Source organism: Vibrio sp. FF266, assembly GCF_041439695.1.
Lineage (GTDB): Bacteria > Pseudomonadota > Gammaproteobacteria > Enterobacterales > Vibrionaceae > Vibrio > Vibrio tasmaniensis_A.
Genome location: NZ_JBGOOO010000002.1, coordinates 105,341 through 128,254 on the forward strand (window position 1 = coordinate 105,341; position 22,914 = coordinate 128,254).

General features: G+C 44.4%; 20 protein-coding genes. 17 read left to right on the forward strand and 3 right to left on the reverse strand.

All coding sequences use genetic code 11. The annotated features are described in order from the left end of the window. Nucleotides 1–15: 15 nt before the first annotated feature. The 9 genes from nusA (at nucleotide 16) to ACED59_RS02280 (ending at nucleotide 11,734) form a co-directional block, all read left to right on the forward strand. Nucleotides 16–1,503 carry a transcription termination factor NusA gene (gene nusA / locus ACED59_RS02240; RefSeq protein WP_009847542.1) on the forward strand — a complete coding sequence of 496 codons (1,488 nt, stop codon included), beginning with the start codon at nucleotides 16–18 and terminating at the stop codon, nucleotides 1,501–1,503. 22 nt (nucleotides 1,504–1,525) lie between these two features. Next, nucleotides 1,526–4,216, forward strand: a complete 2,691-nt coding sequence (infB, locus tag ACED59_RS02245) for a translation initiation factor IF-2 (protein WP_009847541.1) — start codon at nucleotides 1,526–1,528, stop codon at nucleotides 4,214–4,216. A gap of 135 nt (nucleotides 4,217–4,351) precedes the next feature. Beyond that, on the forward strand, nucleotides 4,352–4,765 hold the full coding sequence (gene rbfA, locus ACED59_RS02250) for a 30S ribosome-binding factor RbfA (protein WP_017097303.1): 414 nt from the start codon (nucleotides 4,352–4,354) through the stop codon (nucleotides 4,763–4,765). Continuing rightward, a complete protein-coding gene (truB, locus tag ACED59_RS02255; protein ID WP_012604702.1) occupies nucleotides 4,765–5,718 on the forward strand; it encodes a tRNA pseudouridine(55) synthase TruB in 954 nt (317 codons plus the stop codon). The genes rbfA and truB overlap by 1 nt, the downstream gene beginning before the upstream one ends. 218 nt (nucleotides 5,719–5,936) lie before the next feature. Next, nucleotides 5,937–6,206 (forward strand): 30S ribosomal protein S15, encoded by a 270-nt coding sequence (rpsO, locus tag ACED59_RS02260; protein ID WP_004734493.1) that lies wholly within the window; start codon nucleotides 5,937–5,939, stop codon nucleotides 6,204–6,206. Between the two features lie 360 nt (nucleotides 6,207–6,566). Beyond that, nucleotides 6,567–8,687, forward strand: a complete 2,121-nt coding sequence (pnp, locus tag ACED59_RS02265; RefSeq protein WP_012604701.1) for a polyribonucleotide nucleotidyltransferase — start codon at nucleotides 6,567–6,569, stop codon at nucleotides 8,685–8,687. A 124-nt stretch (nucleotides 8,688–8,811) separates the two neighbouring features. Further along, nucleotides 8,812–9,735 (forward strand): lipoprotein NlpI, encoded by a 924-nt coding sequence (nlpI, locus tag ACED59_RS02270; RefSeq protein WP_009847537.1) that lies wholly within the window; start codon nucleotides 8,812–8,814, stop codon nucleotides 9,733–9,735. A gap of 164 nt (nucleotides 9,736–9,899) precedes the next feature. Continuing rightward, on the forward strand, nucleotides 9,900–10,307 hold the full coding sequence (locus tag ACED59_RS02275) for a MarR family winged helix-turn-helix transcriptional regulator (protein ID WP_009847536.1): 408 nt from the start codon (nucleotides 9,900–9,902) through the stop codon (nucleotides 10,305–10,307). A gap of 89 nt (nucleotides 10,308–10,396) precedes the next feature. After that, nucleotides 10,397–11,734, forward strand: a complete 1,338-nt coding sequence (locus tag ACED59_RS02280) for an MATE family efflux transporter (RefSeq protein ID WP_371704757.1) — start codon at nucleotides 10,397–10,399, stop codon at nucleotides 11,732–11,734. A gap of 84 nt (nucleotides 11,735–11,818) precedes the next feature. Here ACED59_RS02280 and ACED59_RS02285 read toward each other — a convergent pair whose 3' ends face one another. From ACED59_RS02285 to ACED59_RS02295, 3 genes are all read right to left on the reverse strand, one after another. Further along, nucleotides 11,819–12,697, reverse strand: a complete 879-nt coding sequence (locus ACED59_RS02285) for a U32 family peptidase (protein WP_017096660.1) — start codon at nucleotides 12,695–12,697, stop codon at nucleotides 11,819–11,821. 18 nt (nucleotides 12,698–12,715) lie between these two features. Continuing rightward, complete coding sequence (locus ACED59_RS02290; RefSeq protein WP_009847533.1) at nucleotides 12,716–13,729, reverse strand: peptidase U32 family protein; 1,014 nt, start codon at nucleotides 13,727–13,729, stop codon at nucleotides 12,716–12,718. Nucleotides 13,730–13,896: 167 nt separating this feature from the next. Next, the gene (locus ACED59_RS02295; protein WP_029223770.1) at nucleotides 13,897–15,936 is read right to left on the reverse strand and encodes a bifunctional diguanylate cyclase/phosphodiesterase; all 2,040 of its coding nucleotides are present in this window, start codon (nucleotides 15,934–15,936) and stop codon (nucleotides 13,897–13,899) included. 245 nt (nucleotides 15,937–16,181) lie between these two features. On the opposite strand from ACED59_RS02295, the gene ACED59_RS02300 reads away from it, so the two are divergent. The 8 genes from ACED59_RS02300 (at nucleotide 16,182) to ACED59_RS02335 (ending at nucleotide 22,465) form a co-directional block, all read left to right on the forward strand. Then, nucleotides 16,182–16,709 (forward strand): SCP2 domain-containing protein, encoded by a 528-nt coding sequence (locus ACED59_RS02300; RefSeq protein ID WP_009847531.1) that lies wholly within the window; start codon nucleotides 16,182–16,184, stop codon nucleotides 16,707–16,709. Next, nucleotides 16,693–17,196, forward strand: a complete 504-nt coding sequence (locus tag ACED59_RS02305) for a GNAT family N-acetyltransferase (protein WP_017096664.1) — start codon at nucleotides 16,693–16,695, stop codon at nucleotides 17,194–17,196. The genes ACED59_RS02300 and ACED59_RS02305 overlap by 17 nt, the downstream gene beginning before the upstream one ends. A 155-nt stretch (nucleotides 17,197–17,351) precedes the next feature. Next, the gene (locus ACED59_RS02310; protein WP_017096665.1) at nucleotides 17,352–17,750 is read left to right on the forward strand and encodes a DNA polymerase III subunit psi; all 399 of its coding nucleotides are present in this window, start codon (nucleotides 17,352–17,354) and stop codon (nucleotides 17,748–17,750) included. Further along, nucleotides 17,743–18,198: a ribosomal protein S18-alanine N-acetyltransferase gene (gene rimI, locus ACED59_RS02315; RefSeq protein ID WP_029223771.1), complete on the forward strand. Its 456-nt coding sequence runs from the start codon at nucleotides 17,743–17,745 to the stop codon at nucleotides 18,196–18,198. The genes ACED59_RS02310 and rimI overlap by 8 nt, the downstream gene beginning before the upstream one ends. A 172-nt stretch (nucleotides 18,199–18,370) precedes the next feature. Next, the gene (gene prfC, locus ACED59_RS02320; protein WP_012604694.1) at nucleotides 18,371–19,951 is read left to right on the forward strand and encodes a peptide chain release factor 3; all 1,581 of its coding nucleotides are present in this window, start codon (nucleotides 18,371–18,373) and stop codon (nucleotides 19,949–19,951) included. A gap of 98 nt (nucleotides 19,952–20,049) precedes the next feature. Continuing rightward, complete coding sequence (locus ACED59_RS02325) at nucleotides 20,050–20,205, forward strand: DUF5363 family protein (RefSeq protein ID WP_012604693.1); 156 nt, start codon at nucleotides 20,050–20,052, stop codon at nucleotides 20,203–20,205. Further along, nucleotides 20,186–20,998 carry a TatD family hydrolase gene (locus ACED59_RS02330; RefSeq protein WP_050546535.1) on the forward strand — a complete coding sequence of 271 codons (813 nt, stop codon included), beginning with the start codon at nucleotides 20,186–20,188 and terminating at the stop codon, nucleotides 20,996–20,998. The genes ACED59_RS02325 and ACED59_RS02330 overlap by 20 nt, the downstream gene beginning before the upstream one ends. Nucleotides 20,999–21,202: 204 nt before the next feature. Beyond that, nucleotides 21,203–22,465: a NupC/NupG family nucleoside CNT transporter gene (locus tag ACED59_RS02335; RefSeq protein WP_009847523.1), complete on the forward strand. Its 1,263-nt coding sequence runs from the start codon at nucleotides 21,203–21,205 to the stop codon at nucleotides 22,463–22,465. The last annotated feature ends 449 nt before the right edge of the window (nucleotides 22,466–22,914 follow it).

Here is a 22,914-nt window from a genome sequence, read left to right on the forward strand (position 1 = left end):
TAAGAGGCTAGATTAATGAACAAAGAAATTTTGGCGGTAGTAGAAGCTGTTTCTAATGAGAAAGCAGTTCCTCGTGAGCGTATTTTTGAAGCGCTTGAAATCGCGCTTGCAACGGCAACAAAAAAGAAAAGCGAACTAGAAATCGAAGTTCGTGTTGAGATTGACCGTAAAACGGGTAATTTCGAAACTTTCCGCCGTTGGGAAGCTGTTGAGGAAGTTGAATTCCCAACAAAAGAAATCTCTATTGAAGCTGCAAAGTACGATGATCCAGAGATCGAACTTGGCGGTTTCATCGAAGATGATATCGAATCAGTAACGTTTGACCGTATTACGACTCAAACAGCTAAGCAAGTTATCGTACAGAAAGTACGTGAAGCTGAACGCGCTCAAATCGTTGAACAGTTTATTGATAACGAAGGCGAGCTAGTCACTGGCGCAGTTAAGAAAGTTAACCGTGACACAGTGATTCTAGATCTAGGTAACAATGCTGAAGCGGTAATCCTTCGTGATGACCAACTTCCTCGTGAAAACTTCCGTCCAGGTGACCGTGTTCGTGGTCTTCTATACGCAGTTAAGCCAGAAGCTCGTGGTTTCCAGCTTTTTGTTACTCGTTCTAAGCCAGAAATGCTAGCTGAACTATTCCGTGTTGAAGTGCCTGAGATTGGTGAAGAGCTAATTGAACTTAAAGGTGCTGCACGTGACGCTGGTTCTCGTGCTAAAATCGCCGTTAAAACAAACGACAAACGTATTGACCCTGTTGGTGCGTGTGTTGGTATGCGTGGCGCACGTGTACAAGCTGTATCTAACGACCTTGGCGGTGAGCGTATCGATATCGTGCTTTGGGATGATAACCCGGCGCAATTCGTTATCAATGCAATGGCTCCTGCTGATGTTGCTTCTATCATCGTTGATGAAGATACGCACTCAATGGACATCGCGGTTGAAGCTGACAATCTAGCGCAAGCTATCGGTCGTAGCGGTCAAAATGTACGTCTAGCGTCTCAACTTACTGGTTGGGAACTGAACGTAATGACTGTTGCTGATCTAGAGAAGAAGCACCAAGAAGAAGCAGTTGCTTCTATTGAAAACTTCATGAAGCACCTAGATATCGAAGAAGACTTTGCTCAAATGCTTGTTGAAGAAGGCTTCTCTACGCTTGAAGAAGTAGCCTACGTTCCTGTGAACGAGCTTCTTGAAGTAGATGGTCTAGATGAAGGTATCGTTGAAGAATTGCGTAACCGCGCGAAAGACGCACTGACAACTCTAGCGCTAGCGAAAGAAGAAACTTTCGATGGTGTTGAGCCAGCTGAAGACCTACTTGCACTTGAAGGTCTTGAGCGTGAAATGGCTTACAAGCTAGCAGCAAAAGGCGTTGCGACATTGGAAGACCTAGCTGACCAAGGCGTTGATGAACTAGAAGGCATCGAAGACCTAACTGCAGAGCGTGCAGGCGAGCTAATTATGGCTGCGCGTAACATCTGTTGGTTCGGCGACGAAGAATAATTCAGCAAGGAGAGAGAGCGGTATGACACAATTAACAGTTAAAGCACTGAGTGAAGAGATTGGTACGCCAGTTGACCGCTTAATTGAACAACTTGCTGATGCAGGCATGAAGAAAGCAGGGTCGGACCAAGTGACTGATTCAGAGAAGCAAACATTGCTAACGCACCTTAAAAAGGAGCACGGCGATACTTCTGGTGAAACAGAACCGACTCGTTTAACTCTTCAACGCAAGACCCGCAGCACGCTAAGTGTTGCCGCTGGAGGCGGTAAGAGTAAGGATGTTCAAGTTGAGGTACGTAAAAAGCGTACTTACGTGAAGCGCAGCACTATTGAAGATGAAGCGAAACGTGAAGCTGAGGAAGTAGCTAATCGTGAAGCGGAAGAGAAAGCACAACGCGATGCTGAAGAGCAAGCGAAACGTGATGCTGCAGAGAAAGCACAGCGCGAAGCCGAAGCAAAAGTAACACGTGAAGCGGATGCAAAACGTGAAGCTGAAGAGAAGGCTCAACGCGCACAAGCTGAAAAGGCTAAAAAAGACATGAATTCAAAAAATGCAGACGCTAACGCACAAGCGAAAAAAGAAGCGGATGAACTTAAAGCTCGTCAAGAGCAAGAAGCAACTCGTAAAGCCGAAGCTGAAGCAGCTAAGCTTGTTGAAGAAGCTCGTAAGTTAGCAGAAGAGAACCAAGAACGTTGGTCTGAAGAAGAGAAGAAGAAGAAAGAGCAAGAGAAATCTGCGGATTACCATGTGACGACTTCTACTTACGCTCGTGAAGCTGAAGATGCGGCAGACAAAAAAGATGAGAAAGCACCTCGTCGTCGCAAGAAGAAACCAGCTCCAGCAACTCAGCCTGGCAATAACCGTGGTGGTCGTAACCAACGTGGTCGTGGCGGTAAAGGTAAGCTTGCTAAACCAACTTCAATGCAGCAAGGCTTCGATAAGTCAGCGACTGTTGCAAAATCTGACGTTGCTATCGGCGAAACTATCGTTGTTTCTGAACTGGCTAGCAAAATGTCAGTTAAAGCAACTGAAGTTATCAAAGTAATGATGAAGATGGGCGCTATGGCGACTATCAACCAAGTGATCGACCAAGAAACAGCACAACTTGTTGCTGAAGAAATGGGTCACAAGGTAATCCTACGTAAAGAAAACGAACTTGAAGAAGCAGTACTAGCTGACCGTGATAGCGATGCTATCGCTGAAGGTCGTGCTCCTGTTGTTACTATCATGGGTCACGTTGACCACGGTAAAACTTCAACACTTGACTACATTCGTAAAGCACACGTTGCTTCTGGCGAAGCTGGCGGTATCACGCAGCACATTGGTGCTTACCACGTAGATACTGACAACGGCATGATCACGTTCCTTGATACTCCTGGACACGCGGCCTTTACTGCTATGCGTGCTCGTGGTGCTCAAGCGACAGATATCGTTGTACTTGTTGTTGCTGCAGACGATGGCGTAATGCCACAAACAATCGAAGCAATCCAGCACGCGAAAGCGGCAGGCGTTCCTCTGATTGTTGCTGTGAACAAGATCGACAAAGAGGGTGCAAACCCAGACAACGTTAAGAATGAGCTAGCTCAATACGACGTTATTCCTGAAGAATGGGGCGGTGAGAACATCTTCGTTCACATCTCTGCAAAACAGGGTACAAACATTGATGGTCTTCTAGAGTCTATCCTTCTTCAGTCTGAAGTTCTTGAACTTACAGCGGTTAAAGAAGGCATGGCATCTGGTGTTGTTGTTGAATCTCGTCTTGATAAAGGTCGCGGTCCAGTTGCAACAGTACTAGTACAGTCTGGTACTCTAAACAAAGGCGATATCGTTCTTTGTGGTCAAGAGTACGGCCGTGTTCGTGCAATGCGTGATGAAAACGGTAAAGACATCGAAACTGCAGGTCCATCTATCCCTGTAGAAATTCTAGGTCTTTCTGGCGTTCCTGCTTCAGGTGATGAAGCGACTGTTGTACGTGATGAGCGTAAAGCGCGTGAAGTTGCAAACTACCGTCAAGGTAAATTCCGTGATGTTAAACTAGCTCGCCAACAAAAAGCGAAACTAGAGAACATGTTCGCGAACATGACGGCAGGCGAAGTTGCTGAACTTAACGTTGTACTTAAAGCTGACGTTCAAGGTTCTGTAGAAGCGATTGCTGACTCTCTACTGAAACTGTCAACTGACGAAGTTAAAGTGAACATCGTAGGTTCTGGTGTTGGTGGTATTACTGAAACTGACGCAACGCTTGCTGCAGCTTCTAACGCTATCATCCTTGGTTTCAACGTTCGTGCTGACGCAACTGCGCGTAATACAGTTCAGAACGAAAACCTAGATCTACGTTACTACTCAATCATCTACCAACTGATTGACGAAGTTAAACAGGCAATGGGCGGTATGCTTGCTCCTGAATTCCGTCAAGAAATCATTGGTCTTGCACAAGTTCGTGACGTATTTAAGTCGCCTAAACTTGGTGCAATCGCTGGTTGTATCGTTACTGAAGGTACGATTAAGCGTAGCAACCCAATCCGTGTACTTCGTGAAAACGTTGTTATCTACGAAGGTGAACTAGAGTCACTTCGTCGTTTTAAAGATGACGTTCAAGAAGTTAAGAATGGTTACGAGTGTGGTGTTGGCGTTAAGAACTACAACGACGTTCGCGTTGGTGACCAGATCGAAGTATTCGAAATCGTTGAGGTTAAACGTACTCTAGACTAATCAGTCTATACGACTCGACATATTGACTAAGGTTACTAACATTACTAATAAAGGTAATAAGGTAATCGGTTGTTGAATACACCATGGGGGGCTGGTAATTACCAAGCCCCCCATCTTTCTAAGTGAGAAAAGAAAATGTCAAAAGAATTTAGCCGCACACAACGTGTGTCTCAGCAGCTTCAAAAAGAGCTTGCGCTTATCCTACAACGTGAAGTTCGTGACTCACGTATCGGTATGGTAACTATCTCAGACGTAGAAGTGTCTCGTGACCTTGCTTACGCAAAAGTGTTCGTTACTTTCCTATGTATCGGTGAGCAAACACCTGAATCATGTCTTGCTGCTCTTAAAGAGCATGAAGTGCCAGTTCGTATGGCTCTTGGTAAGCGTATTCGTCACCGTCTAACGCCTGAAGTGCGTTTTACTTACGACAACACACTAGTAGAAGGCATGCGTATGTCTAACTTAGTAAGTGAAGTTTTAAACGACGATAAGCGTAAGCAAGAAGCGTCTGGCCGTACTGACGAAACTCAGTCTAAGGGCGAAGAGTAATGGCTCGCCGTCGTAAAGGTCGCCCTATCAACGGGGTAATTCTGTTAGATAAGCCAACGGGCATTTCGTCTAATGATGCACTGCAAAAAGTAAAACGTATTTACTTTGCAGAGAAGGCTGGGCACACCGGTGCTCTTGATCCTCTTGCGACTGGCATGCTGCCAATTTGTCTTGGTGAAGCAACGAAGTTTTCTCAGTTTCTATTAGATTCTGACAAGCGCTACGTAGTAATCGCTAAGCTTGGTGAGCGTACCAATACCTCTGACTCTGATGGTGAAGTGGTAGAGACACGAGATGTTAACGTGACTCAAGAGCAACTTGAACGCTGCATTGCAAGCTTCAAAGGGGAAACCGACCAGATTCCATCAATGTTCTCAGCATTGAAGTATCAAGGTAAGCCTTTGTATGAATACGCACGTGCAGGTATCGAGGTGCCTCGTGAATCTCGTAAAATCACTGTTTACTCTATTGAACTGCTTCGCTTTGAAGGTGATGAAGTTGAGATGGAAGTGCATTGTTCAAAAGGCACTTACATCCGCACAATTACCGACGATCTTGGTGAAATGCTAGGTTGTGGTGCCCACGTGACCATGCTTCGCCGTACTGGTGTTGCTAAGTATCCGTACGATCGTATGGTGACTTTGGAGCAGTTGAACGAGATCCTAGAGCAAGCGCAGGCGCAAGAAATTGCACCCAAAGAGCTGCTTGATCCACTATTAATGCCAATGGATACAGCCGTTGAAGACTTACCAGAAGTTAACTTAAACGCGGAACTGACTGACCTAGTTCAGCACGGTATGCCCGTTCAGGTTTCTGGTGCGCCAACTGAAGGTACGGTTCGCATGACAAGTGGTGAAGAGAAACTGTTTGTTGGTGTTGCTCAGATTGCTGAAGATGGCCGAGTTGCACCGAAGCGTTTGGTTGTTTTCAGAGATGAAGAGCCACAAGCATAGCGCTGAAACCTAGTTAGGTATTGGCGCTTAGCCTGGAAAAGCGAATCAATAATATAGAAAGCGAGCCCTTAATTTTAATGGTTCGCTTTTTTCGTTTTTCATCAGTTCGATTGTTATTGCACCAACTCGTAAACTTCCCTATAATCCTCGGCTCGCGTAGCGGCTGAATCAGAGATTGGCTGCTACAAATATAAACTTACTCTTATCAGGAGAGATTTATGTCTCTGAATGCAGAAACTAAAGCAGCAATCGTTGCAGAATACGCACAATCTGAAGGCGACACAGGTTCACCAGAAGTACAAGTAGCACTACTTACTGCTTCTATCAACCACCTACAAGGTCACTTCAAAGCGCACAAACACGATCACCACAGCCGTCGTGGTCTATTACGTATGGTTTCTAGCCGTCGTAAGCTTCTTGATTACTTGAAAGGCAAAAACCTTACTCGTTACCAAGACCTAATCAAGCGTCTAGGCCTACGTCGCTAATAGCGATGTCTGCAAAGACAGTTTGAAGAAAAGGAGCATTTATGCTCCTTTTTTTGTGCCTGTTATATTTTTAATGTTAAAAATGAAGGTTCTCTGTGCGGTTAACCTGATTTTTAATCGTGAAAATGTCTCTTGCCAAGAAAATAGTTTATACTCTCGCACGCGAATAATTGTTTGATTATTTCGCACCCTAATTAGCTCAACAATAACAGTCACAGATGTCGGCCAATAGGTCGCGACTATTAAAAGCAGATGTTTAGTCTGATTGAACTTCTCGTCTTTTTTTACTAGTCGCGATTAGTTATTGCTGAGCATTCATTCACTTATTCTGAAAAGAGATTTTCAGATGAAGGATATACAATGTTTGAAAAACCAGTTGTAAAGTCATTCCAGTACGGTAACCACACCGTTACTCTAGAAACGGGCGTAATGGCACGTCAAGCTACTGCTGCTGTAATGGCGACTATGGACGATACATCAGTATTCGTTTCTGTTGTTGCTAAAAAAGAAGCTGTTGCGGGTCAAGATTTCTTCCCTCTAACAGTTAACTACCAAGAGCGTACATACGCTGCGGGTAAAATCCCTGGTGGTTTCTTCAAGCGTGAAGGTCGTCCATCTGAAGGCGAAACACTAACAGCTCGTCTGATTGACCGTCCAATTCGTCCACTTTTCCCAAGTGCGTTTAAAAACGAAGTTCAAGTTATCGCTACGGTTGTTTCTATCAACCCTGACGTAAACCCAGACATGATCACTATGATCGCAACGTCTGCTGCACTTGCTATCTCTGGTGCTCCATTCAATGGTCCTATCGGTGCTGCACGTGTTGGTCACATCGACGGCGAACTTGTTCTTAACCCATCAAATACTGAGCTTGAAAACTCTAAACTAGACCTAGTTGTGTCTGGTACAGAAGGCGCAGTACTTATGGTTGAATCTGAAGCAGATAACCTATCTGAAGAAGAAATGCTTTCAGCTGTTGTTTACGGTCACGACCAACAACAAGTTGTAATCAAAGCAATTAACGAGTTTGCTGCTGAAGTTGCAACTCCATCTTGGAACTGGGAAGCGCCAGCAGTTAACACTGAGCTTAAAGCTCAAGTTGCTGAACTTGCTGAAACTCGTCTATCTGACGCGTACCAGATCACTGAGAAAATGGCGCGTTACGAGCAAGTTGGCGCAATCAAGAACGACACTGTTGAAGCTCTAATCGCACAAGACGAAAACCTAGATGAGCGCGAAATCCGCGGCATGCTTGGTTCTCTAGAGAAAAACGTAGTACGTAGCCGCATTATTGCTGGCAACCCACGTATCGATGGCCGTGAAAAAGACATGGTTCGTGCGCTAGACGTACGTACTGGTGTTCTTCCACGTACACACGGTTCTTCTCTATTCACTCGTGGTGAAACTCAAGCACTTGTTACTGCAACGCTTGGTACACAACGTGATGCACAAATCATCGACAGCCTAATGGGTGAGAAGAAAGACAACTTCCTTCTACACTACAACTTCCCTCCATACTGTGTAGGTGAGACTGGTTTCGTTGGTTCTCCTAAGCGTCGTGAAATTGGTCACGGTAAGCTTGCTAAACGTGGTATCCAAGCAGTAATGCCTTCTGTTGACGAATTCCCATACACAGTTCGTGTTGTATCGGAAATCACAGAATCTAACGGTTCTTCTTCAATGGCTTCTGTATGTGGTACATCTCTAGCACTTATGGATGCTGGTGTTCCAATCAAGGCTTCTGTTGCGGGTATCGCAATGGGTCTTGTTAAAGAAGGCGACGATTTCGTTGTTCTTTCTGACATCCTTGGCGACGAAGATCACCTAGGTGATATGGACTTTAAAGTAGCAGGTACTAACGCTGGTATCACTGCACTTCAAATGGACATCAAGATCGAAGGTATCACTAAAGAGATCATGCAAATTGCTCTTAACCAAGCGCAAGGTGCACGTAAGCACATCCTTTCTGTAATGGATGAAGCTATCTCTGGTGCTCGTGAAGATATCTCTGAATTCGCTCCACGTATCCACACAATGAAAATCAGCTCTGATAAGATCAAAGATGTTATCGGTAAAGGCGGCGCAGTTATCCGTGCTCTTTGTGAAGAAACGGGTACTACAATCGAAATCGAAGACGATGGCACAATCAAGATTGCTGCTACTGAAGGCGCAGCTGCTAAAGAAGCTATCCGTCGTATCGAAGAGATCACTGCTGAAGTTGAAGTTGGCCGCATTTACCAAGGTAAAGTTGCTCGTCTAGCTGACTTCGGTGCATTCGTTACTATCCTTCCAGGTAAAGATGGTCTAGTACACATATCTCAAATCGCTGATAAGCGCGTTGAGAAAGTGTCTGACTACCTAACTGAAGGTCAAGAAGTACCAGTTAAGGTTCTTGAAATTGACCGTCAAGGCCGTGTACGTCTAAGCATGAAAGAAGCAGTTGAAACGCCAGCTGAAGGCGAAGCACCTGCTGCTGAGTAATTCTTAGCCTATTAATGGGACTATCGCTTTTTAGTGATTTCTAACCCATTGGTAAAAAAGCATGTTATAAAGGGGAGCATATCGCTCCCCTTTTTTATTGCGGTCATAACAGGAGTAATTATTTGTGAAATGGTTTCAAACCGCGAGTATGTGTTTACTGCTTGTACTGACAGGTTGTGCGACAACATCAGATAACACCTCACGTTGGGTTTATCCACCAATGGCTGTGCCGCTGCAACCAAGCGTTCAGCAAGAGGTTCAAATTGCACGTCTTAGTCAATTATTACAGCGCCCGGACTTGAATGATGAAGTTCGATCTAAGATGCTGTTTGAACGTGGTAACTACTACGATAGTGTTGGCCTGCGTGATCTAGCACGTCTCGACTTCAACCAATCTCTTTCATTGAACCCTGCTCAACCTGATATCTTCAACCTTTTGGGGGTTTACTTTACGCAGGTAGGGGAGTTTGATGCGGCTTATGAATCTTTTGATTCTACGTTAGAGCTTGATCCTGCAAACTCTTACGCAGAAAGAAACCGCTCTATCGCACTCTACTACGGCGAACGTTATGATTTAGCCAATGAAGAGATGACGAAGCATTATACCGATGACCCAAGTGATCCATTCCGTGCGCTTTGGTTGTATATCATTCAGCACGAACTCACGCCAGAGCAAGCCAAGCTTGATTTGCAAAAACGTTACGAGAGCCGTGATGAGCAGTGGGGTTGGGTATTAGTCGCGATTATGCTTGATGACATTACTGAAGAGCAGGCTTTTAAGGCGATCTTGACCGGTACTCGTGACAACACGTTACTTGCGCAGCGTCTAACTGAGACATATTTCTACCTTGCTAAGCGTTACCACATGAATGGGGACTACGCGAATGCGATCTCTTTGTACAAGTTGTCAGTGTCTTTCAATGTGTATGAATATGTAGAGCATCGTTACTCTTTCTTAGAGCTAAGTCGTATATTTACTACTCTTAAAGCCGAGCACTTAGCAAAAGTTAAGTTGGCTGAGGCCGAAGAAAAAGCCGACACAAAGTAAACGATATATTTTGATTCCGAAGAACCGCTGCCTGTCAGCGGTTTTTTTATGCTCCTTTTTTATAAACAAGGGAGGGGGGAGGGCTCGTTTTTGATTGCTTTTTATTTAAACAACACTAAAATAGTTAGCCTTGCTAACTAAATGCGATTCTTGATTAGGTGAGTATGCTGAACCAGAATTTAGAAAAGATTGAGCGCTTCGCCTCTAAGATATGGCGAACTCAGGTAAATGAAGATCCTATTTGCCAATTGAGCTTCAATGAGTATGACTATTTGAAGGTCATTCAATCTTCTCCTGAACCGATCCGATTGACTGATCTTGCGATTGAGATGCAGGTTACAAAGCCTTCAGCAACCACTATGGTTCAGAGACTAGAGAGAAAGGGGCTTGTTGAGCGTAAAGCTTCGCTCGAAGATGCGAGGTCTAAGTTGGTCGTATTGACCAGCAAAGCTGAAGTCGGCTTAGAAGAAGAAAGTAAGATCTATCAGGTCATGGCACAGATATTGGAAAGTCGTTTGTCTGAGCAAGAGTCTCAGCAGCTAAACCTATTATTAAATAAAGCTTTGAAGTAAATAATTTAGATATTTAGTTAGCCTTGTTAACTAATTTTTCGAGTCATATCTTGTTGATATGCGACTCACAGAAGAAAGTAGAGTAAGAAATGAGTAACTCAATTAGTCGTCAGTTTTGGCGATACACAATCCCTACTGTGGCTGCCATGTTGGTTAATGGCCTTTACCAAGTGGTGGATGGCATCTTCATTGGCCGCTATGTGGGGGCTGATGGACTTGCAGGTATCAATGTTGCGTGGCCTGTGATTGGTTCGATTCTCGGTATTGGTATGTTGGTGGGTGTAGGTACAGGTGCGCTTGTCTCGATTCGCCAAGGTGAAAAAGATACTCAAGGCGCTAAGGAGATCTTAGCAACAGGTTTAACCTTGTTGTTGGCGATAACACCTATTGTTTCTGCATTGCTGTTTTTGTTTGCTGATAACTTCTTGCTTTGGCAGGGCGCAGAAGGGAGAGTGTATGAACTTGGCCTGCAATACTTACACATTCTGATTGGCGCGAGTGTCTTCACGCTAGGTTCGATCGCGATGCCGTTTTTACTGCGTAACGATGACAGCCCTAACTTAGCCACCATACTGATGATTGTCGGTGCGGTGATCAATATAGCTCTGGATTATCTGTTTATTGCTCAGTTTGGTTGGGAGTTGAAAGGTGCAGCACTGGCAACCGCGATTGCTCAGTTTGTAGTAACCGGTCTGGGTCTGGCTTACTTCTTCTCACGTCGAGCAAACCTGCGCTTGCGTTGGAATGAACTGAGACTGAAGTTATCGGTAATTCCTGAAATCTTCGCTATCGGTACATCAAGCTTCTTTATGTATGCGTATGGTTCGATGATGGTTGCGCTGCACAATGCGTTGTTCTCTCAATATGGCGACCAGTTGATGATTGGTGCTTACGCGATTTTGGGCTACATAGTGACGGTTTATTATCTCACAGCTGAAGGCATCGCCAACGGCATGCAACCATTGGTGAGTTATAACCATGGTGCGCGTAACCAAGCGAATATCCGTAAGCTACTTAAGATTGCGATGATGAGTTCGGTATTGATTGGTGTGGCGTTCGTGCTGCTTCTGAACGCGTTCCCACGTGAGTTTGTGTCAGTCTTTAACTCAGATGAACCTCAGCTAGTCGAGTACACCGTGTTGGGTATTCGATTACACATGTTTGCACTGGCGCTTGATGGTTTCTTAGTGGTAGCGGGTGCTTACTATCAGGCGGTCAACAAAGGCAGTAAAGCGATGTTTGTCATGCTAGGTAATATGCTTATCCAGTTACCTTTCTTGTACATTATGCCTAAGTTGTACGGTGTGCCGGGGATCTGGGTTGCGTACCCACTGTCTAATATTGCGCTAAGCGTGGTGGTGGTGGTGATGCTCTACAAAGATGTAAAGAAGCTCGATGTCTCACCGATGAATACAGCGGCGGCATAGGTCGTATTTCTTAAGTAGAATTAAAAAGGTCTAGCGAATGCTAGACCTTTTTGTCTCTGTGGCTGATGGGTTTAACTCTAGAAACTAGATGTTTTTAACGTCTAAACCCGCAAGCTGATGCCAGTAGCCATTGCACTGGCGGCTTTCAATCTTCATTGGTTTTTGACCTTGCTCGTTCGCTCTGAAGTTATTGATTTCAGAGAAAGTGTCGATACCCAATGGACTCAGGCGAACGACATCGACCAAGTCATGCATACTCGGCAGATCATTGACTAGGTTGTAGCAGTAACCTGATTGCGTCTGGATACCATTAAGGTTAAATACCGATTGGCCTTCTTGGCTTTCGACCTGTAGACCTGTTGGGTATTTGATGCAGCAGGTTTCGCAATCGTCTTTGGCTTTGTTCTCTGCTCGGGCTGTAAAGCAACGTGCAGAGTAAGCAAGAGGTAAGTAGCCATGGCTAAACACTTCTACTTCGAACTTATTACGAATATTAAGCTCTTCGCACTGTGTCATTACGTTGCTTAGCCACTCGCGAGAAAGCTCAACGGGCATACACCAACGCGTCATACCTTGTTTCAAGAACAGGTTCAGAGTGCGTGCATTGTAGGTGTTCACCGCAGGGCCAACAACAAAAGGCACCTTACTTTCACTTGCCAGTTGAATCGCAGATACATCATTGGCTTCAATGGCGAAGTCACCGTTATCAATGTACTTCTTCATGATGTTGACTTCGCTTGGCGCTTCCAACAACGCCATCGTCGATAGCACCACTTGCTTACCTGAATCAGACAGCTCTTTTGCTATGTCCATCCAGTGTTTTGCTTTCATCTCACGGCGCTTTGAGCACACCGCTTCACCGAGGTAGATGATGTCGGCAGAGCTTGATTTTGCTTGCTCATAGAAGCTTTCAACATCTTGTTTTGGCCAAAAATAAAGTAGAGGGCCTAATGCGTATTTCATTGAGTTCTCCATTTGGCTCTATTGCCATTTACGGTGGTAAGCGCCAAGCGTGGTTTGTGTACCTTCAGATACATTCGCCAGTGTCGCATTCCAAGCTTGTTCCACTTGGTATTGTTCAGGGTTCGCTAAGTAGCGATCGATGGCTGCGCGCCAAGTGCGAGTGACTTGCTCGACATAAGCAGGGCTACGTTGGCGACCTTCAATCTTCACAGAAGCAACATTCGCGGCGAAAAGCTCAGGCAACATAGATAGTGTGTTAAGGCTAGTTGGCTCTTCAAGTGCGTGATAACGCTTTCGCTCACCATCTACTTCTGCTTCAAATCGGCCTTTACATAGCGTTGGGTAACCTGCGTTCTCACCTGCTTCATACTTGTCGATAAGGATTTCGTTCAAGCGAGATTCAAGTCCACCATCCGTTTCTTGCCAGCGAACGTATTTTGCTGGAGAACATGCCCCAACCGTATTTGGCGATTCACCCGTCATGTATGAAGAGAGGTAGCAACGGCCTTCTGCCATGATACATAAGCTACCAAAAGCGAATACTTCGAGGTCAACGTCAGAAGTGATGTTACGAGAAAGCTGTTTGACCTGATGGATCGACAATACGCGCGGCAATACCACACGCTTAACGTTGAAATTTTTATGATAGAAGTCGATAGCGGCTGCATTGGTCGCAGATGCTTGTACTGATAAGTGCAGCTCTAGTTCTGGATATTTATTTGCAGCGTACTCGAGCACCGCAATGTCAGCGATGATCAGCGCATCAACGCCTAGTGCGGCGGCGTTATCTACAGCGTTAGTCCAGCGTTCAAAGCCGTTTGGGTGAGCAAAAGTATTTAAGGCAACGTGAATTTTCTTGTTGCGGTCATGTACATACTGCACAGCACGATCGAGCTTTTTACCCGCAAAGTTAAGGCCTGCGAAGTGTCGGGCATTCGTATCGTCTTTGAATCCGATATAGACAGCATCCGCACCGCAATCAATAGCGGTTTTCAAAGCAGGTAAGTTACCCGCTGGGCATAAGAGTTCCATTTGCTCACTACCAATAGAATAAAATTGAAGCGAGTATTTTATGAAGAATTATGAATGACGGAATTGATGTAAGGCAGGTTTAGATGGATAAATCTGCTTTTACCCCATTTGAGGTACTGACGAATGGCGAATTTACGCTTTAGCTTGGTGTTGGAGGGCGTGTTTAATTAATTCTTGTGACGACGGTTTTGGGCGAACAGTTCTTCAACCTCTTGTTTTGGTTGAGGGCGATAGAAGTGGAAACCTTGAATTGAACCACAGTTGAGGTTAGACAGCAGGGTTGCTTGTTCACTGGTTTCGACACCCTCTGCAACCACGGTTAAATCGAGAGATTTCCCAAGGTTGATGATGTTTTCAATTACGGTAATTTGCTTTGGTAAGGTATCGATATCTGAGATAAAAGCTCGGTCAATTTTAAGCTCATCAATCGGAAAGCGAGCAAGGTAAGATAGAGAAGAGTAACCCGTACCAAAGTCATCAATGGATAACGCAAAGCCAAGTCTCTTAATCGCGTTCAGCATTTGAAGCGTGTGCTCACTATCACTCATTACGGCACTTTCTGTAAGCTCAAAGGTAATCGCACTTGGATCTAGCTCAGTAGAGCGCAGCAACTTCTCCATGAAATCAATCAATTTTGGATTACCAAACTGCTCTGGTGAAAGGTTGATCGCGACGCGACCAGGTAAAATACCTTGCATCTTCCAACGTTTCACCGTGGCAAATACTTCGCGCATTACCACACGACCAAGTTGTTCAATAAGGCCAGCTCGTTCCGCTACAGGAATAAATGCGGCAGGGCTAATATAACCTTCTACGGGGTGTTTCCAACGTACCAGAGCTTCTGCTCCGTTAATGGTGAAGTCACGCGCATTTACTTTTGGTTGGTACCAAACCTCAAGCCCGTTCTGTTGCAGTGCTTTTTGCAGTTCTATCTCAAGCCACAGTCGCATTCGCGCTTCTTTGTTCATCTGTTCGTTGAACTTGATCAGGCGGTTGCGTCCACGATCCTTAGCTTCATACATTGCGGTGTCAGCATTCTGCAGCAAGATACGAGCGTCACTGCCATCGTGAGGAAAGCTCACACTACCAATCGAGCAGGCTAAACGCTTGCTAAAATGGTGGAGATCGAAGGGTTGGTTGATCAGAGATATGATCTTTTCAGAGAGTATTTCAGGTGTTCGTGGGTGTTCAGGTTCAGGCAGAATAATACCAAATTCATCACCGCCTAAATGGCCAATAATAGCTTGACGAGGCAGTTGTCGTTTTAAGCGAGATGCGACCTCTTTAATCACTTTATCACCGATGTGGTGGCCAAGTGAGTCATTGATATTTTTGAAGTTATCGATGTCTAAGTAGAGCATCACAACAGGGGTCTTGTTGTGAATGAACTGCTCAAGGCTTTTGGTAAACCCAAGTCGGTTGTAGAGCTTAGTCAGTGTATCGATGTAGGCATCTTCACTGTTAGCGGGTGTGTATTGTTTTGTTGTTTCTTGAGCGTCTTGAATAAGTACGAGTTGGGTACTGCTTCCAAGAATGACCGTCGAGTCGATATTTAACTGAACTTTACGTTCAAAGCCACATCGAGCACCCGTTAAACAAACCAAGCCAGACTCAGAAATAATGGAGCTGAGGTCATTATTAAAGACTGTTTTGGTTTGTTCATCGATAAATAATCGGCCTAACTCTTCGCCAATCAATTCTGTGGTGGAGTTAAAACCAAGTAAGCGCGCAGCTGCAGGGTTCGAAGACAGAATGTAGTCGTTTTCAACTAATAGCAATCCGTCTGGGAGCAGGTGAGATAGCTTGTGGAATTTCGCTTCAGACTCTTCTAAAGAACGGACAAGTACTTGGTTTTCAGATGTATCGAAGGCGTGAAAGATGATGTATTCAGTCTTTTTACCATTGGTAAGCGGAGATAGGCTGAAGTGAAGGCTAGTGTCTAAAGCCGTTTCGTTTAGGGTGATTTCCGCCTCAATCGTTTCGCCATTGAATGCACGCTCATAGTAAGGCTTAAGGTGTTGGTAGAATTGCTCGCCCAAGGTTTGGCGGTCATTCATGCCTACAAGCTCTGTTTTACTCAAACCAGCAATATCACAGTAACGCTCATTCACTATAAAATAGTTATGTTGAGCATCAAGTACCGCAAAAAAGAACGGGCTGTTTGCAGTAAGCTGTGTAAACCAATGTTGTAGTTGCTGGGGAGGCATCAAAGTACTACCAATTCTCCAAGAGCTATCGATAAACATTGATTGCTTTTTGTTCAGCTATCGATGTTTACTTGTGAGTGCAGCGATTCGCTGTGATTTTCATGACCAGAGTTACTATAACTGCGATTATCAATATATTAAAGGTCGAGCATCAAACTGAATTAATTTGATACATAACAGTAACTGAGATCTCAACATCATCTATGATGCTTTCTATATTATTGACAAAGTTACGGATAAGTCACGTGATAAACAAGATACGCACTCAACTAGTTCAAAATGCCGCATCAATTTTGCGATCTCCAGTCCAGTTATTACCAAAATCAGTACAAAAAAAAGCCTTATTAGAAGCATTGAAAAATGTATTCAAGGAGGCTTTAGAGGATGGTGATTTTGAGTTCTTAGAAGACAAGTGGCTTAAAGTTTCAATAAAAGATATGGGGTTAAGTTGGTGTATTAGCTACAAAAATGAGCAACTAGTTGTCGCTGATAAAGAGGTCAATGAAGATGTGAGTTTTAGTGGCAATCTAAATGATCTCGTGTTGATTGCTGGGCGAAAAGAAGACCCAGATACGCTTTTCTTCCAACGTCGACTGTCTATTGAGGGCGATACCGAGCTAGGCTTGGAAGTGAAAAATTTGATGGATAGCGTCGATTTAGACTTATTGCCGACTCCTATGAAAACTTTGTTAAATCAATTAGCTGATTTTGTGCAGAAGGGAGTACAATCCCCAGATACACAAAGTGAGGTAATGAATGCTTATTCGAACTGAAGCACCGGCAGATATACTTGTCATCGATCGTTTATTGAAATCTGTTTTTGAAACGGATGCAGAAGCTAATTTGGTTATGAGCTTGCGTGAGAATAGCCATTTAACGCTATCGCTGGTGGCTTGTTCTGATGAAGGGGAGGTGGTTGGTCACCTGATGTTTAGCCCTCTTATTCTTGATGGTGACGATCATAACTGGCAGGGGCTCGCACCTCTCGCCGTGAAAGAAGAGTTCCGCAATCAAGGCATTGCCAAATCACTGGTTGAAGACGCATTTTCTACTTTGGTAGATTTTGGTTACCCAGCCTGTGTTGTACTCGGTGATCCTGCTTACTACGGTCGTTTTGGTTTCAAGGCGGCGAGCGAATTTGGCCTGAGTTGTGTTTGGGATGTGCCTGAAGGCGCTTTTCAAGCGATTGAGTTGGTAGAAGGGGCGTTTGCTGGGCATTCTGGTGAAATTGCTTATAGCCCAGAGTTCAACGACTTATAAGCTGATTTACCACTCAATAAGATACTAACTGATTTAGTCTAAATAAAGGAGCTTGATGCTCCTTTATTTTTTGTTAGTATCAGCCCCAATGAGCACCGTTTAAGTTCACTCGAAGAATATTAATACCAACAAACCAAAGGTTACGACCGCTAGATATGTCACAAACACACGCGCAATATCTACAAGAGATGGGCATTAGCCAATGGGAGTTAAGTCACCCAGAGCGTTTGGCTGGTTATGAATCTGAATTGACTCTGTTATCGAATGATTGCAAGTTACTGTTGGTTTCACCAGAAAAACCTCAGGATGATCTCGCCGTGATGTTTGAGCGAGTACTCAAAAGTATCAAGCTCGACTTATCTCAAGCTTTACACCTTCAACCGCAACACTTGTCTGCTGTGGATTTAAGTTCGGTTGAATGGGTATGGTTTGCTGGTTGCGAACCTGCCCATGAACTGAAGGCAAAAACACTTCAATCTCCATTACTGTCTGACATTAACGGTAATAACCAACATCGCCGCGACTTATGGCAACAAATTTGTGCTTATGACTAATCAACTTTTACCCACTTCAGAACAACACCTAGACGCAATTTGGCAAATTGAGCAGACCGCGCATTCTCATCCTTGGTCTGAAAATATGATCCGTGATCTTAATAGTCGTGGAGGCAGCCACCGTGTTTTAGAAGTCGATGGAAAGGTTGTCGGCTATTTCTATGCTCAGAACATTGTCGGTGAGGTTACTTTGCTGACGATAGCGGTTGACCCTAAGCAGCAAGGCAAAGGTTACGGTAAGGCTTTGGTTGAGCACTTTCTCGATATGTGTGAACAAGCTGACGTGGAAAGTGCTTGGCTGGAAGTTCGCGAAAGTAATGTGAATGCTTTTAATCTTTACGAGAAGGCTGGCTTTAATGAAGTCGACCGCCGTCGTAACTATTATCCAACCAAGCAAGGCAACGAAGACGCCATCATTATGAGCTATCTTTTTATGTCTTTTAGCTAGTCATGTTACGTCTTTTCGCGAACTAGACCGCTAGCTCCGGAATGAGCCACAAAATAGGGTGTAAACTGACCCTTTAGAAAGTGACACGCTTTCTGTATAATCCGCACACAGAATTCAAGGGCAAGTATTATCTACTTGCCCTTTTTACGCTTTAGATCAGCAAAGGGCGACTATGTCTTTCCAACAAGAAGTGAGCAAACGTAGAACGTTTGCGATTATCTCTCACCCGGATGCGGGTAAAACCACGATTACTGAAAAAGTTCTTTTATTCGGAAACGCGATTCAAAAAGCGGGTACCGTAAAAGGCCGTGGCTCTAACCAGCACGCTAAATCTGACTGGATGGAGATGGAAAAAGAACGTGGTATCTCGGTAACTACGTCTGTAATGCAATTCCCATACAACGATTGTCTAGTCAACCTACTCGATACTCCTGGACACGAAGATTTCTCGGAAGATACGTACCGTACATTAACCGCGGTTGACTCTTGTTTGATGGTTATCGATGCTGCGAAAGGTGTCGAGGATCGTACTCGTAAACTGATGGAAGTAACGCGTCTACGTGATACACCAATCGTAACGTTTATGAACAAACTTGACCGTGATGTTCGTGACCCAATGGAAGTGCTAGATGAAGTGGAAAGCGAGCTAGGTATGGCTTGTGCTCCAATCTCTTGGCCTATCGGTTGTGGTAAAGAGTTTAAAGGCGTTTACCACATTCACCGTGATGAAACGATCTTGTATGAATCTGGCCACGGCCATGAGATCCAAGAAGTTCGCATTATCAAAGGTCTAGATAACCCTGAACTAGACGAAGCTGTTGGCGAAGATCTGGCGAGCAGCGTTCGTGAAGAGCTTGAATTGGTTATTGGCGCATGTCCTGAGTTTGATCACGAACTATTCCTTGCTGGCGAGTTGACTCCAGTTTACTTCGGTACTGCATTGGGTAACTTCGGTGTTGACCATATGCTTGATGGCCTAACTCGATGGGCTCCTGCGCCTCAAACACGTCAAGCAAATGAGCGTGATGTTGAAGCGACTGAAGAGAAGTTCTCTGGTTTCGTATTTAAGATCCAAGCAAACATGGATCCAAAACACCGTGACCGTATCGCATTCATGCGTATCGTATCGGGTACTTACGACCAAGGTATGAAGATGAACCATGTTCGTACTGGTAAGAACGTCAGTATCTCTGATGCAGTAACCTTCATGGCGGGTGACCGTGCTCGTGCTGAAAAAGCATACGCGGGTGACATAATTGGTCTGCATAACCACGGCACAATTCAGATTGGCGATACCTTTACTCAAGGCGAAAGCTTGAAGTTCGCAGGTATTCCTAACTTTGCGCCTGAGCTATTCCGTCGTATTCGTCTGCGCGATCCATTGAAGCAGAAGCAACTTCTAAAAGGCTTGGTTCAGCTTTCTGAAGAGGGCGCGGTTCAAGTATTCCGTCCTTTGCAAAATAACGATCTGATCGTTGGTGCCGTTGGTGTACTTCAGTTTGATGTGGTTGTAGCGCGCTTGAAAGCGGAATACAACGTTGAAGCGATTTACGAAGGTGTGAACGTTGCAACTGCACGTTGGGTTGAGTGTGATGACGCTAAGAAACTAGAAGAGTTCAAACGTAAGAGCCAAGCTAACCTAGCGTTAGATGGTGGTGATAACCTATCTTACATCGCACCGACTATGGTGAATTTGAACCTAGCTTCTGAACGTTTCCCAGAAGTTCAGTTCCGAGCGACGCGCGAGCACTAATCACTCTGCGCTCTATTCGAGTTAAACAAAAACGTCTATTGTTCTGCAATAGGCGTTTTTTTATTCGTGTCATTTGAGGTTAGAGGCTTAAGGTAAGTATGTTCAGTTGGATAAAAGCTTGGATTAATAAATACGATAAGTGGTGCGAAGAGCTTGGCTTAACGCCTGAAAATAAGCGCAGCTGCGTGGCTTATCGCCGTGATCCTCAAGGACAACAAACAGAGAGTAGGGAAGATGACACCAGAATTAAGTGAATTTCCGCTGTTTGACACCCATTGCCATGCGGACTTTGACATTTTTGAGCAAGGTTTTTCACTTGATAAAGGTATTGAAGGTTACGTTAAAGAAGCGAAACAGGCGCAAGTCGAGAAGTTAATCATCCCTTCTATTGGCCAAAGTAACTGGAGGAAGCTTGATGAAATCGCTCAATCTTACCCTAATGTTTATTACGCATTAGGCTTTCATCCTTACTTTTTAGAGCAAGCCAATGACGAGCAATTTTCGGAACTTCGCCAATTACTCTCATCAAAAACCAGTCAATGTGTTGCGATAGGAGAGTGTGGTCTCGACTTTTTTGTCGATGTTGCACGGGAGAAACAAGAGCGTTTTTTCATTCAACAAATAGAGCTAGCTAAGGCGTTTAAGCTGCCTTTAATCATCCATGAAAGGAAGTCTTTTAACCGACTTATTGAGCTAATAAAGCAGTATAAATTTACTTTGGGTGGCGTGATTCATGGATTTTCAGGGAGCGAACAGCAGGCTTTGGCGTGGATTCAGCTTGGTTTCTATATTGGTGTCGGTGGAACGATTACTTACCCAAGAGCACAAAAAACACGCACCACTATCTCAAAACTGCCTCTTGAGTGCCTGGTATTAGAAACGGATGCCCCGGATATGCCCATGCATGGAAAACAAGGAAATGTTAATCATTCCAAGTATTTAGTTACGATCTTAAATGAACTGTTTTTGCTTAGAAAAGAACCGAAGCAATCGGTTGCAGCGCAAATTTGGCAAAATAGCCATCGCGCATTCGGTATATGTGAATAAAATCGAAGGTTTTTGTTTATCGTTTGCGTAAATTGCACTTGGCTTGTGATTCGGCTCACATTTACGTGTGAATGGTACATGAATCTTCTACGAAAGTGTGAGGACGGCATTACTTTATTAGTGGTCGCATGAGTATAATTGCCTCCGCTTTATAGCCCCATTTTGTAACACGCCAATAAATAACTAATAAGGAAGTCATAAACTATGAGCCTGTTTATGAGCCTCGTCGGAATGGTTGCACTGATTGCAATCGCAGTACTACTATCCGACAACCGCAAAGCAATTAATCTAAGAACAGTGGGTGGCGCTTTCGCTATCCAATTCGCACTTGGTGCATTCGTACTTTACATCCCTTGGGGTCGTGATCTACTTGCAGGTTTCTCTGCTGGTGTAGCAAACGTGATCGACTACGGTAAAGATGGTACTGGCTTCCTATTTGGTAGCCTTGTTAACTTCTCAGTTGACGGTATCGGATTCATCTTTGCATTCCAAGTTCTACCAACACTAATCTTCTTCTCTGCTCTTATCTCTGTACTTTACTACATTGGTGCGATGCAAGTTGTAATCAAGGTTCTTGGTGGTGGTCTTCAGAAAGCTCTAGGTACTTCTCGCGCCGAGTCTATGTCTGCAGCTGCAAACATCTTCGTTGGTCAAACGGAAGCGCCTCTAGTTGTTCGTCCGTTTGTTCCTAAAATGACTAACTCTGAACTATTCGCAGTAATGTGTGGTGGTTTAGCGTCTGTTGCTGGTGGTGTACTAGCGGGTTACGCATCTATGGGTGTACCTCTAGAGTACCTAGTAGCAGCGTCATTCATGGCAGCACCTGGTGGTCTACTATTCGCTAAAATCATCAAGCCTGAAACTGATGAAGTTGACGAGAACCTAGGTTCAGACATCGACGGTGGCGACGACAAGCCTGCTAACGTTATCGATGCAGCTGCTGGCGGTGCGTCAGTTGGTCTACAACTAGCACTTAACGTTGGTGCAATGCTACTAGCATTCATCGGTCTAATCGCTCTTATCAACGGTATCCTAGGTGGCATCGGTGGTTGGTTCGGTATGGAAAACCTAACTCTAGAACTTCTTCTAGGTTGGATCTTCGCACCGTTAGCATTCATCATTGGTGTTCCATGGGAAGAAGCAACTATTGCTGGTTCTTTCATTGGTCAGAAGACCGTTGTTAACGAATTCGTTGCATACCTAAACTTCGTACCATACATCGGTGAAAACGCTCAAATCGTTGAAGCGACTGGTCAAGTAATGTCTGTTAAGACTCAAGCAATTATCTCGTTCGCTCTATGTGGTTTCGCAAACCTTTCTTCAATTGCGATTCTTCTAGGTGGTCTAGGTGGTATTGCTCCAAACCGTCGTCACGACATCGCACGTATGGGTGTTAAAGCGGTTGTAGCTGGTACTCTATCTAACCTGATGGCAGCAACAATTGCTGGCTTCTTCTTATCTTTCTAATCAGTTAGAAATCGATATATAGACGCCATAATAATATCGCCCCGTAGCAAGAAATTGCTGCGGGGCTTTTTTGTTTTTGGGCCTAGTGATTTTGAGCATTAGCATGAGTGAATGCTTGGAGTCGAAAATGGGTCTAGAATGTTTTTTTGAGATACAAACCGTTTGCGTTCTAAGGAGCACTACAATTTATTGATGGATACCTATAATGTATTAGCTAAAGGGATAGGATGTCTCTGCTGGCAAGAAAGTAACATTGAGATTAGCTCGAACGTTATTCTTCTGGGATTAAGCCAAACTTAGCAATACGCTATATTAGCAATACACTATAGATGTTAGACACAACATGACTGATTTGTTGTGCCATAGACCAAACTGGTACTGTGCGGTGACAAGGATTGCAATTGGTAGCGAAAGTTATCAAGTCTTCAGGGAACCAAGTCCGTTCATTT